The 13,763-nt window shown below is 33.4% G+C and carries 8 protein-coding genes and 2 pseudogenes; 6 read left to right on the forward strand and 4 right to left on the reverse strand.

What is annotated here, in order from left to right; all coding sequences use genetic code 11:
- Positions 1 to 215: 215 nt before the first annotated feature.
- The 4 genes and pseudogenes from IPM51_09350 to IPM51_09365 all read right to left on the reverse strand — a co-directional run bounded on the left by IPM51_09350 (position 216) and on the right by IPM51_09365 (position 4,348).
- Positions 216 to 900: pseudogene (locus IPM51_09350) on the reverse strand (NAD-dependent deacylase).
- Entirely contained in the window at positions 901 to 3,066 is a 2,166-nt protein-coding gene (locus IPM51_09355; GenBank protein MBK9284511.1) for a S9 family peptidase, read from the reverse strand.
- Positions 3,067 to 3,178: 112 nt separating this feature from the next.
- Positions 3,179 to 3,868: a noncanonical pyrimidine nucleotidase, YjjG family gene (locus IPM51_09360; GenBank protein MBK9284512.1), complete on the reverse strand. Its 690-nt coding sequence runs from the start codon at positions 3,866 to 3,868 to the stop codon at positions 3,179 to 3,181.
- A gap of 9 nt (positions 3,869 to 3,877) precedes the next feature.
- Complete coding sequence (locus IPM51_09365; GenBank protein ID MBK9284513.1) at positions 3,878 to 4,348, reverse strand: hypothetical protein; 471 nt, start codon at positions 4,346 to 4,348, stop codon at positions 3,878 to 3,880.
- A 141-nt stretch (positions 4,349 to 4,489) separates the two neighbouring features.
- On the opposite strand from IPM51_09365, the pseudogene IPM51_09370 reads away from it, so the two are divergent.
- The 6 genes and pseudogenes from IPM51_09370 (at position 4,490) to IPM51_09395 (ending at position 13,763) form a co-directional block, all read left to right on the forward strand.
- Positions 4,490 to 5,765 (forward strand): annotated as a pseudogene (locus tag IPM51_09370) (Glu/Leu/Phe/Val dehydrogenase).
- Positions 5,766 to 5,879: 114 nt separating this feature from the next.
- Positions 5,880 to 6,503: a glycerol-3-phosphate 1-O-acyltransferase PlsY gene (gene plsY, locus IPM51_09375; GenBank protein ID MBK9284514.1), complete on the forward strand. Its 624-nt coding sequence runs from the start codon at positions 5,880 to 5,882 to the stop codon at positions 6,501 to 6,503.
- A gap of 76 nt (positions 6,504 to 6,579) precedes the next feature.
- Positions 6,580 to 7,878: a DUF5103 domain-containing protein gene (locus IPM51_09380; protein ID MBK9284515.1), complete on the forward strand. Its 1,299-nt coding sequence runs from the start codon at positions 6,580 to 6,582 to the stop codon at positions 7,876 to 7,878.
- Positions 7,879 to 7,961: 83 nt separating this feature from the next.
- Complete coding sequence (locus tag IPM51_09385; protein ID MBK9284516.1) at positions 7,962 to 8,525, forward strand: hypothetical protein; 564 nt, start codon at positions 7,962 to 7,964, stop codon at positions 8,523 to 8,525.
- Positions 8,526 to 8,550: 25 nt separating this feature from the next.
- Entirely contained in the window at positions 8,551 to 10,218 is a 1,668-nt protein-coding gene (locus tag IPM51_09390) for a DUF4080 domain-containing protein (protein ID MBK9284517.1), read from the forward strand.
- Positions 10,215 to 13,763 (forward strand): caspase family protein, encoded by a 3,549-nt coding sequence (locus IPM51_09395; GenBank protein ID MBK9284518.1) that lies wholly within the window; start codon positions 10,215 to 10,217, stop codon positions 13,761 to 13,763. Before IPM51_09390 ends, IPM51_09395 begins: the two co-directional genes overlap by 4 nt.

Genomic DNA, 13,763 nt, shown 5'->3' on the forward strand with positions numbered 1-13,763 from the left:
TCGTTTTAATTAATAAATTCAATCACATTTAATTTCCATAAGCAAAATTAAAATGGCGTTCTAATAGGGGCAGTATACAAATGTCATTTCAAGATTAAATCATCGAACTTTTTTAGAGGTCAATATCTCAGATATGGACGAAGAATGAAAATTTAAAAAACGCTGCAGTTTTTAAACAATAGTGCAGTTTATTAAATGATTAATCTTTTAAAAATTTACTCAATAAAGCTTTTGAGTTGTTGAACGCCTTGTACAGCTGTTTGTTTGATGTGCGTGATATTTTTAATGTAATCCAGATTAAACTCACCCGGATCTACTAAAAACTTTGGCGTTTCATGTGCAATGTGATTGAGTAGGCCGGCGGCCGGATAAACATTTAAAGAAGTTCCAATAACCACAAAATTATCGGCCTTTTCAGTAATTAAATATGCGTTATCCATTTCGGGCACTAATTCACCAAACCAAACAATGTGAGGTCGAAGTTGTGAGCCTTTATCACACAAAACACCTTCATTTAATTCAAAATTATGCAATGGGTAAATTAATTTCTCATCAACCGAACTTCTAGCTTTCATAATTTCGCCATGCAGATGTAAAACATTTTTACTTCCTGCTCGTTCATGTAAGTCGTCGATATTTTGAGTAACTACATGAACGTTGTATTTCCTCTGTAATTCGGCTATGTAGTAGTGTGCGGCATTCGGTTCGGCCTCCATCACTTGTTTTGAATGATTGTGGGAATCTAAGAACCAATTTGCGGATTCTTTCCATGTTACCAGGAGTGGCTACATCTTCAATTTTGAATTCTTCCCACAATCCTCCTGAGTCGCGAAAAGTTTTGAGTCCGCTTTCAGCGCTTATTCCGGCACCGGTAAATATTACAATATTTTTGTTGGCCATTTACAGGTTTTCTTTTACGAATTTAAATATTTTGGAATAGATGTGCAGGCGAGTATTTCCTCCGGCAATGCCATGATTTTTGTTTGGATAAATCATAAAATCGAATGGAATATTCTTTTTCACCAATTGGGCCGCCATTTCCATACTGTTTTGTACATGCACATTATCATCAGAGCTTCCATGTATCAATAAATACTTCCCTTTTATTTTATCTACAAAATTAATGGGAGAATTATCTTCATAGCCTGCTTTATTTTCTTCCGGCGTGCGCATAAATCTTTCGGTATAAATATTATCATAATATTTCCAATTGGTAACCGGTGCAACTGAAATAGCTGCTTTTATATAATCTGCACCTTTGGTAATCATTAATCCGGCCATATAACCTCCGTAACTCCAACCTTGAAATCCAATGCGAGAAGCATCAACATAAGGTAGTGAGCCCAAATACTTAGCGGCTTCGATTTGATCCATCGTTTCATATTTTCCTAATTGCAGATAAGTACAATGTTTAAATTCTCTTCCGCGCCCTAATGTTCCCCGGCCATCTACGCATACAACCATATAACCTTCCTGATTCAGGTAGTTATGCCAGAAATATTCAGAAGGATCCCAGGCATTATTAACTTCGTTAGAACCCGGACCATTATAAGCATACATATACACCGGATATTTTTTTGTAGAATCAAAATTATGGGGTTTCATCATCCAACCATTAAGGCTAACATTTTCACTGGTTGTAAATGTGAAAAAAGTGCGCGGAGAAAGGGTATACTCTTTCATTTTTTCATTAAGTGCTTTGTTATCTTCCAATACCTGCACCAACTTTCCGTCGATTGTTTTTAATTCATATACGTTTGGAGTGTTTGCATTACTGTAATCTGAAATATAATATTTATAACCTGGCGTAAATTCAAAATTATTAAAACCATCTTTCATGGATAATCTGGTTTTTTCACTTCCGTCTAATTTAATGCTGTACACATCACGGTTTGCGGGTCCGTTTTCGGTGCTTACAAAATATAAGGTGTTTTTCTCATCATTAAAGCCTTTGAATTCGATTACATCCCACTCACCTTTGGTAATTTGATTAATTAATTTTCCTTCCAGATTATAGTAATATAAATGATTGTAATTATCTCTTTCGCTTGAAATGATAAATCCTTCATTACCTACAAAAGTCAAATCGTCGGTTATATCCACATAAGTTTTACTTTCATCGGTATAGGCTACCATGCTTTTTCCGCCCACCGCATCGGCAAACAATAATTCCAGTTTGTTTTGTAAGCGATTTAGTCGTTGAATGCATAACACCAAAGGATTATTGGTGAATTGTATTCTGGGAATATAAATATCCTTATTTATTCCAATGTCTGCAGTAATTGATCGTTTTGAATCTTCGCTGTAAATATGCACACTTACTATCGAGTTGTCTTCTCCGGCTTTAGGGTATTTAAACGTGTATTTTCCGGGATAAAGGCCACCGTTATATTCTTCCATGGTAAAATCTTTAACTCTACTTTCATTAAATTTCACATAAGCTAAATATTTGCTATCGCTGCTCCAATCCATATAATCTGCTTTGCTAAATTCCTCTTCGTACACCCAATCAGCCCAGCCATTTTTAATTTTATTATTTACCCCGTCATAAGTAACGGGATTTTCTACATTTTTAATTAAATCTTTAATGTAAATATTGTTATCGCGCACAAAGGCTATTTTAGTACCGTCCGGAGCAAAAAGCGGAAACATTTGTTTGCCGTTTGTAGAAAGCTCAATAATTTTTTTTGTAGCGATCACATAAATAAAATAATTCGCTTTGGCCGATCGTCGGTAAATTTGTTCCCCATCTTCCCATAACAATAACATGTCTTCATTTGGACTAAACATGTAATTGTAAATATCAAGTTGTCTGTCTTTTAATTTGAGATCATCTGCGTTAACAAGAACTCCCTTTTTTTTTCCTGATTTTAAATCGTATTTGCATAATGTTTTTTTTGCATCTTTTTCTTCAATATCCGTATAATGAATTCCATCGTTCATTACATTAAAACCAAATGCGTAGGAAGGTCTAAATGTTCCTTTCAACCAAACATCTTCTAAAGTAATTTTGTTTTGTGCATTTAAGCCAAGTGTAAAACAAAGTACAAAGGCAATCCATTTCATATCACAATTATTTTATAGCGGTGAATTTAAATTAAAATATCCATTACACAAAGCATAGCTTCTTGTGAAATCAGTTAAGTTTTGAAATTTAAGATTAGTTTATTAAAAGTTATTAAAAAAATTCTTTGAGTTCTATTAACCTGCTGATGTTTTTGTCGGCCATAGAATTGGTTTTTTCTCCAAAGTAAATACTGTTCCAGTTTGCTGAGTTTGCCCCTTTTATATCACTTTCAATATTGTCGCCAATAACTATACATTCTTGATTGGTTGATCTAGTTAATTTTTCTGCTAAACGAAAAATAGCCGGGTCGGGTTTATGCAATTGATGTTCCTCACTGATGATGATTTGTTCGAAGTAGGAGTGAAGTTTGCTTTGATTAATTTTTTTGCGCTGTATTTCTTTAAACCCATTGGTGATGATGTGCAAATTGTATTTTGGCTTTAAGTATTCCAAAATTGTTATGCAATCGGCTTTTAAGTTTGTTTTTAGCGGACAACGATTAAGATACAATTCAGTTAGCTTTAAATTCTCTGCATAATTATTGTAATTGAGTTTCTGAAATGTTAAATGAAATCGGGTATTTCTTAATTCGGTTTTCGTTATTTTTTTTTGACCATAATCGGTCCACAGCAATTGATTTACTTTTTTGTATTCATTTAAAAAAGTACGGAAATCTGTTTTTAGTTTATTTTGCAGATCAAATTCTATAAACAACTCAGCAAGTACTTCAGCCGAATTTTTTTCAAAATCCCAAAGGGTATCATCTAGGTCAAAAAAGATATGTTTTTTGTTTTTAAACATCAAACGGTTTTATAAAAGCCAACCTTTAAAGAAATCATAAAAGTAATAGTATATAAGATAAAATACCACCGACCAAATCATCACCCATAAACTTATGGCCAGAATTACTTTAGATTTTTTCTTATAAAAACGCTCGGCCAGAAAAGCCCCTAAGGGTATTGATAAAAACAAGGGAGCCATGGCTGCAATACCCATAAGACCAAATTTGTTCTTTATTCTGATAATTCTTCTGTTTGACTTTGTGAATATTCTTTTGTTTTGAAACAGATTTTTTTCAATCTTATATTTTTCCCACCATTTTATTATTCCAGCACTTAAGTGGGTGTAAAATATGGCGCCGGCAATACCTCCAATACTGGTTGTGATAAAAACTTGAATGAAATTAAATTTAAACAAGATAACTGCAGCAGGAACGCCTACTTTACTAAAAAATAGGGAGCAAAGGAACAGCACGGTTCCAATTTTCAACAAATCGGACATTTACTGTAAAATTAACATTCAATTCCTGAAATTTCGCCTCCGTCGACGCTAAAAAACGTTATATCTATATATCTGGTTGTAAATTGCTAAATCAATTTATTTACCTAACTTTGGCCCCCAGCTAACTAACGTATTTTAAATATGTCAACCAACACAGTTCAGCCCCCAGCAGTTCATACGAGCATGTTTGAGGCGGTTTTGGCCCGATTAGATGTGGCCGCTAAATTGATGAATTTGAGCGATGAAGTAACTCAAGTACTCAGAAATCCTAAAAGAGAAATAAAAGTAAGTTTACCTATTGTAATGGATAATGGTAAAATTCAGGTTTTTGAAGGTTATCGAACTATTCATAGTACACATTTAGGTCCGAGTAAAGGCGGAATTCGTTATGCAATGGATGTTAATTCAGATGAAGTGAAGGCCTTAGCCGCATGGATGAGTTTTAAATGTGCTGTTGCTAATTTACCATATGGAGGTGCCAAAGGGGGAATTAAATGTGACCCTAGAAATATGAGTGTTGGCGAATTAGAAAGATTGAGTAGAGCCTATGCGAAGGCGATGAAAGATGTATTTGGTGTAAATAGAGATATACCGGCCCCGGATATGGGAACAAGCGGACGAGAAATGGCATGGATGCTTGATGAATATAATAAAATTGTAGGAGAAGATAGTCCGGGAGTAATTACCGGAAAACCCGTTGCTATAGGTGGTTCGTTAGGACGCGATGCAGCAACAGGACGTGGAGTAATGGTAAATACATTGGCTTGCCCTAAAAAAGATGGGTTTAAAAGTGAATGAAGTTTGCGCAGTAGTTCAAGGGTTTGGCAATGTTGGATCACATGCTGCACGATTACTTTCTGAAAAAGGAATAAAAATTGTGGGTATTGGCGACCATACTGCTTCCTTTTATAATGAGAAAGGCATAGATATTAAGAAAGCATTGGAATACGCTGTATCTAACAATCGGGTTTTGAAAGGTTTTAAAGGAGGTACTGAGATTTCGGCTGATCAATTATTAGTTAGTAAGTGTGATGTTTTAGTTCCTGCTGCATTACAAAACGTGATAACGGAAGAAAATGCTCCAAAAATTCAGGCTCGCTTAATTGTTGAAGGTGCAAACGGGCCTACAACTCCTATTGCTGATCCCATTTTAAATGAGAGAAAAATTATTTGTGTTCCGGATATTTTGGCAAATAGTGGAGGGGTAACCGTTAGTTACTTTGAATGGGTACAAAATAAAGCAGGTTATTATTGGACCGAAACGGAAGTGAATAGTAAGCATGATCAAAAGATGGAAAGTGCTTTTGAACAGGTTTGGAATAATGCAACCCGATTTAAAACTAGTATGCGTTTAGCTGCTTATATCACTGCACTTCAAAAAATTGAGCAGGGTGTAATACTTAAAGGTTCTTATTAATTTGTTAATTATCTTATATACAGGCATTTGCGTTTTAATAAATTAACTACTTAAATCCCTGTTTTTTTAAAAAAAACAATAGTTTTGCTATAGAATTAAATTTGCAAAACACACATGATTATCTTGTTTATTGCTTTAGCCTATCTTATTGGCTCCATTCCCACAGCCGTTTGGATAGGTAAACGATTTTACGGAATCGATGTTCGCGAATTTGGAAGCGGAAACGCCGGAGCTACAAATACTTTCAGGGTTTTAGGCCGAAAAGCCGGAATTCCCGTTTTATTAATTGACATTTTTAAGGGTGCCTTAGCGGTTATTCTTTCTCGTTTTGCCGGTTTGGAAATAGGTAGCGATGAATTTATTAATCTTCAACTTGGACTTGGAGTAGCCGCCATTTTAGGTCATATTTTTCCGGTGTTTGCCGGGTTTAGGGGAGGAAAAGGGGTTGCTACTATTTTAGGAATAGTAATTTGTATACTTCCAGTGGCTACTTCCATATCACTTTTAATATTTTTAGTGGTTTTATTCAGTTCAAGAATTGTTTCACTTTCATCCATGTTGGCCGGAATTTCTTTCCCTATCATATTAAATATAGTGCTTAATAATACCAATCCCATTCTAACTACTTTTTCAATTATTGTAGCTTTAATGCTTTTGGTAACGCATCGCAAAAATATTGTAAGATTATTAAGTAAAAAGGAAAATAAAATCCAATTGTTTGGCACTTCAAAAAAATAATTTTATTCTTTTCTTTTTTTTACAATTTTTCTGATTTTTATTTCGTTTTAGGTATAAAGTTTGTGGTTGTGTGGATATGAAAAAATTGCGTAATATTTTTATTGGAACTTTAATCATTGGAAAGATTTTTGCTCAAGCTGATGTAGATTATGTGAACGATAATGTACTCAGGTATGATGATTATACCTATAAAGCAAATATTAAAACTGTTCAGTTGCATGAAGAAAGTTGGGACCATGCAGCGCCCATCATTAATTTGGCTAGCGGTGAAAAGCTGGAAATAAGTTTTGATGATTTAGATGCTGATCAAAAACAATACTCGGTTACGTTTATTCACTGCAATGCAAACTGGACACCCAGTGATTTAATGACAACGGAATATATTGATGGATTTACCGACCTTAATTTTATAAATTTTAGTTTTTCTATAAACACCATTCAAAAATTCACGCACTATTCTTTAAAATTCCCACAGTTAAATGTAAAGTTTACCAAAAGCGGAAACTATATAGCTTTGGTTTATTTGAATGGCGATAAAAATGAAATTGCAATTACACGCCGATTTATGGTGTACGATAATAAAGTTAATGTAGGCCACACCTTCCGGCAATCTATTGGCGATGATGATCAATTCAGTAAACAACACCTTGATTTTACAATTAATTATGGTCAATATAATATTGTAGATCCGAACAGAAACCTTCAAGTAGTGATTATGCAAAATAACCGATGGGATAATGCGGTTACTAATATTAAACCAACATTTTTAGGCGGAGGCCAACTTACCTATTCATTAGATGATGCCAGTACCTTTTTGGGCGGGAATGAATTCAGGTATTTTGATATCAGAAGCACCCGGTTTTTAACAGAAAGAGTAAAAGACGTTTATCGCGATGAAAAAATGATGAACCATGCAAAATTAGTGAATGAAGAATCCAGAGCAACTAAACCTTATTTGTTTTACAATGATTTTAATGGTGGATTTGTAATTAAAAACAGAGAAACAAGCGGAAATCAGGATATCGAAGCCGATTACATCTACGTTGATTTTTTTATGCCTTATTTAACTCCTGAATCGGCGGGTAACTTCTACCTATTAGGAAAATTAACCGATTGGCGCATGAATTCCAATAGTATGTTAAAATATAATTATGCCCGTATGGGATACGAAAAACAATTATATCTCAAACAAGGTTTTTACAACTATATTATTGTGCTTTCTAATGATACTAAAACCGGAGGTGATGAATCGGTAATGGAGGGAAGTTTTTGGGATACCGAAAACGATTACACGGTATTGGTTTATCACAGAGTTTTAGGTACCTATTTCGATCAATTGATTGGATATAAAAAAATCAACTCGCTCCGAAAATAGTTCATTCGCTATTAACAATTCATAGGGAATAATTAGTATTATTTAATAATTAATCGGCATTACATTATATACCTTTGAAATATATGCGTACATCACTTGGATTATTATTTTTAATGATGAGTTTCTTCACTCAGGTAAATTTATTTGCTCAAACAATTTCCATTGAACAAGTTTTGGCATTCACCCATTCATCTACAGATTTTATCGAAACTACTTTATTGAAAGAAAATTGGAAACGCAGGAGTTTAGAGATCGTACCCGATAGTAATCTGGTGAAAAGAAGTTGGGAAGTTATGATTAAAGGCGAAAGCATTAAATCATATGTATTGCATTTTGAATTTACAAAAGACACTATAGAGAATTACGTGGTTTATCAGTTTTCCGAAAGAGAAGAATATAAGCAAATCAAAAAGAAGATGAAATCCATGGGTTATGCTCATTTAAATAGCGAGAAAAGAAGAAAAAGAGCAAAAACAAAGGATGAGCATATCCACTCTGAAAAAGAAGATTATTATTATAACAAAAACACCAAGTCACTCATTGTTGTGAAGGAAGTGTTTTTTTATGGCTTGTTCTCGTTTTTGGTGTATTCCTATAAACCGAATTCGCTTTTTGGAGATCATGTCATCAGGCCTTATATAAAATAAACCAAATAATTTTGTATTTTTACTTATGCGCATTTTATTATGCACGCTAAATGCAAAATATATTCATGTCAATCCTGCTATTCGTTTACTTTACGCACTGAATCATGAAAAGCACTCGGGATTAGCGTGGAAAGAATTCACTATTAAAGAATCGCCGGATGAAATTGCTCAGACTTGCAGTTCCTTCGATATTGTTGCTTTCAGTTGTTATATTTGGAATATCACACAAACACTGGAGGTGTGTAAATCTATTAAACTCAAAAATCCTAATATAAAAACCTTATTAGGAGGTCCGGAAGTAAGCTATGATGTGGAGGATCTAATCAAGAATGAAAATGTAGATTATATCATCAGTGGTGAAGGAGAAATTCCATTCGCTGAATTTTTAAAATCTTTCCCCAATCTTCAGGGAATTCCGGGATTAGCTTTTAAAAAAAATGGAATTCTTAATTATTTACCCAATACTACTCAATTTGAACTAAAAAATTATAAAGATATTATGTCTTATCAATTTGATGAGGTTGAATCCTTAGCTGATCGCGTATTATATATTGAAACTTCCAGAGGCTGTCCTTACAAATGTGAATTTTGTCTGGCGAGTTTGGATAATAAAGTGAGGTATTTACCCGATCAACACATCAAAAGCACTTTACTTTATTTGATGAAACATGGCAGAACAATCAAATTTTTAGATCGTACATTTAATATTAAAAAAGATTTTACACTTGATATTTTTGATTTTATTCTGAAATACCGAAGACCGGAAAATATATTTCAATTTGAAATTACTGCAGATATCTTACATCCTGATATTATTAAATACATCAATGATTATGTTCCGGAATGTGTGTTTCGTTTTGAAATAGGAATTCAAACAGTTAATCAAAAAGCTAATTTGGAAGTTAAACGAAAACAAAATTTCGAAAAAACCAGTTCTATCATTAAACAGTTACAACATAAAGTTGAAATGCACCTGGATTTAATCGTAGGATTGCCTTATGACACCATGTCTGAAATCAAATTTAGCTTTGAGGAGGTATTTAAACATTTTGCCGGTGAATTGCAGTTAGGATTTCTTAAATTCTTAAAAGGAACTCCAATGAGGGATAAAGAACAACATGGTTTTGTTTTCGATCCAAATCCGCCTTATACACTTATAGAAAGTAAATATTTAAGCAAAGAGGAGTTACATAAAATTGTGTGTTTAGAAAATGCGCTTGAAATCTATTGGAACAGAAAAAGAACTTTGAATTTATTGCGCTATGTAGGTTTAACAAATAACTCTTTTGATTTTTTAATGGGTCTTGGAATTTATTTTAGCCAAAAAAAATTATTTCACGCCTACACCATGAATGATGTATACGAAATAGCTTTGGATTTTATTAAACTAAATTATCCATCCGACCCAATTTTAATTCAGCTGTTAGCAATCGACAGAGCCTTGCATTTTAAATCCCGTCCCGGACAAACTTTTCACAATGAGATAAGTGATTCATTAAAAAAATCTCAGATTGCATTACTACCTCAAACCAACGTAAAGTCAAGATACTTATGTTATGCCCTTGATTTGGACATACGCCAGCTTAGTGAGAATAAAATAGTGCCCGGAAAGTTTATTTCAACTATTCGATACAATGGTGTTGAGAAGCCTGAATTATTTAATCAGGAAATCAATCGTGAAGTGCTTACATGATGCATGTTTTTTATAGATTATTGTTGATTTCTACTTTTTGTGGGGCGATAACAACTTATGCGCAGTTGAAAGATGTAAAGATTTTAATACCGAAAGAAATTCCGTATTCTATGTCTGATGTAAGTGAGTTTTCGCCTGACGGGAAATATTTTTTTATTCTGGGTAACGCACTAGCAGTTTACAATACCGAAACGGCAGAGATAGTTGACGATGCCGATATTGGATTTGGGGCAAAAAACTTGTCGGTTAGTTCCGATGGCGAATTTGTTTTAGTTACAGCAAATACCGACTTGTATATTTTTCAGTTTAAGCAATTAAAATTGAAACTAATTCAGAAAGTAAACACAGTTGATTTAATTAAAGGTCTTCCAAATGCTATCTATTATGGTCTTATTCCTATCAACGCAGCATTTTTTGTTGATAAGCATGATATTTACGTAGCTGTGGGTGGATTTACTATTTTGTTTGATTTCATCGAAAAAAAAGTAAAGGCTAATCATACGTTTACGACACAAGAAACAATCACTCACGCAAAATACCTTAATTCTACCAAAGAAGTAGTATTGGCTAAAAGTAGCGGAACAGTACATACTTTATGTAAACAAGCGCTGGCCAATTTAAGTGACATAAAAGAATTTGCAAAACACGCCAATGTGGCCTTTAAATTAAAGCTTAAAAAATCCATATTGTTTTGTTTTAATACAGATGCCGTTTTAACTTGCAATTTAAACACCGGAAAAATTGTACATGAAATAATGATGCCAAAATATAAATACGAGAAAGAGGATCAGAATATTTATACAGATGAAATGAATAAAAGAGTACCGGTTACCGTATTCGATAATATTAATTTCGGACCCAATGAGTTTATTTACGACGCTGATGTTATACAAAATGGTGAGGTAGCAGTTTACGCTACGCTGGAAGGTTTAAAATTTATTGATTTAAAAACAAAAAAACTGAAACAACATTTTAAGCAAGTAGGTTTAAATATTCAAGTTTCGCCTTCACAAGACAGAATGTTGTTTAACGCAGGAAGCGCTAAGTCAATTAGAATTTATGATCCAAATGAGATGAAACTAATTTCAGAGCGAAATTACATGGGCACTTCTATGAATTATGTAAATATCAGTCCTGGAGGTAAGTGGTTATTTACCGGTTCGGGCGCTGTAAGTGCTTTATGGGATTTAAGTAACTATTCAAAGTATTGTGAATTGAAAGATATATCCGAGTCAGATTCTTCATATGTTCACAATGCATTTTTCTTAAATGATTCTGAAATTGTTGTGAATTCAGCGAGTTCAGTAAATTCAAGAAATCTTGCAATTTTCAATATTTACAAAAAAAGATATACCAAAATTATTAAAAGGGGAATTTTTGCATTTAGTTCGGGCTTCAAGAATAATGAGTTTTACTACACCGATTTGAAATCATTACATATTGTAGATTTAAAAACCATGCAAGAGGAAGTTTATAAGGGCATGTTTTCACTGGCCGCTTCACCTTTGTATAAAGTGGTTGATTTTAATGCGAAACATGTTTTTATTCCGGAGGCCGGAAAGTTTAAAATAGTTGAACGAAAAACGGAGAAGGTGATTTACGAACATGACGTTTGGGCAATAAGTTCACGGGTAATATTATCTGAAAGAGATAATAGTTTATTTACTTTAGCACAAATCAAGAAGAAAAAAGTTTTTTCGGGAACGGAAGTAGAAATTCCTACACAAGCAATTATACGTATAGATTTAAATGAAGGGAAAGTAAAAAATGACTACGTAGAAACTATGATTTTACATGACTTTTATGTGAATGAAACAAGTTCTACATTAAGCGCCTGGTATGTAAAGTATGAAATGGGAAAATATAACGATTCGCTTAAAGTACATATTTTCGCGGAGTTTGATGTTGTTTCGGGTGAGAAAAAATCAGAGAAAGTTATTTCAGTTACAAAAGATCATATGCCGTTTCACAATTTAAGTGCGAGTGGTAAATATTTTTCATTGAATGATATGTATGGAAAGTATTTTAAAGTGTTTGACCAATCGGGAGAAGAAATCATAGATTTAAGCGATATGAATATTTCATATCCGAATTGCTTTTTCCTCGAAAATAGTGAACTATTGGTCATTACTAGTCCTTTAAACGCACTAGCTACTTTTGTTGACTTGAAAAATAAAAAGTTAGTTGGACAATTAGCCAATGGGGGAGGGGATAATTTTTTCATGATTACTCCAGATTTGCATTATATGGGCTCAAAGGAATTTATTAAAAGTATTCGGTTTAAATTAAGTTCTGAAATTTTCAGTTTTGATCAGTTTGACGCTTATTTGAATCAGCCGCATCAAGTATTGCGAAGTTTTCTTTGTAGAGATAGCAGTCTTATTCATGCCTATGAAACTGCTTATTTAAAGCGTATGAAAATTTTAGGACTAAAGCCGAATTCTACCATACGTTTTAGCGATTTACCTAAATTTGATAAGGTTGTAATGAAAGGGGATAAACAAAAAATTCAGTTTCAGGTGAGCGCTAATAAAGGAATAAATAATTTTAAGAGTATTTCGGTCTATAATAATGGCACCAAAATTTGGAGTGAAGCGTTAAATAACGTAGAGAGTGCGCGAATAGAAAAAGAATTTAATTTTACGGCTTCTTCGGGCATGAATAGATTTGAATTTATTTTAAGTGATGTGAATGGTTTAGAAAGTGAAAAAATAACACGTTTTTATAATAATACCGAATTAGTAAAACCCAACTTATACCTGGTTGTTATTGCGAGTGAGAAATTTAAGAACGCTGACTTTAATTTGGCTTATGCTTCTAAAGATGCTTCGGATGTTGCCAATACGATGACACAATCGAAATCATTCGATAGCATTTACAGTAAAAAAATTCTGAATGAGAATTTCAATACTGATTCGGTTAAATTGCTTAAGAATTATTTAGGTAGGGCCGGGATAAATGATCTAATCATGATTTTTTATGCCGGACACGGATATCTGGATACCGATTTAAATTACTATTTCCCTACCTATTACACCGATTTTTCAGACCCAAAAATCAATTCTGTTTCTTATAAAGAATTTGAAAAGATATTTGCAGAAGTAAAGCCTTTGCGTAAACTCATGTTTATAGATGCTTGTTTCAGTGGAGAAGTAGATGTTGATGTTATAAAAAATGAAAAAGATAAGAATAGTAAAAAAGACAGCTCTCGATTAGCAGGAACAGTTCTTTTCAGTCAATCTTCCGCCCTCGAAATGTCTAAAGCAATTTTTACTGATTTAAGGCAACATTCCGGAGTAACGGTAATTTCATCGGCCGGCGGTACCGAAGCGGCATGGGAAGACGAAAAGTGGAAAAATGGATTATTTACTTATTGTATGTTAAGAGGAATGAAGGAGTATAAAGCCGATTTAGACAAAAACGGAAAAGTAACTTTGAATGAATTACAAAAATATGTTTCAGAAGAAGTGAATCGTTTGAGTAAAGGCGAACAAACTCCAACATTCAGGGTAGAAAATTCAGTTTTAGATTATGAGTTGTGGTGA

This window comes from Sphingobacteriaceae bacterium (genome assembly GCA_016715905.1).
In the GTDB taxonomy this organism is placed as follows: domain Bacteria; phylum Bacteroidota; class Bacteroidia; order B-17B0; family Aurantibacillaceae; genus Aurantibacillus.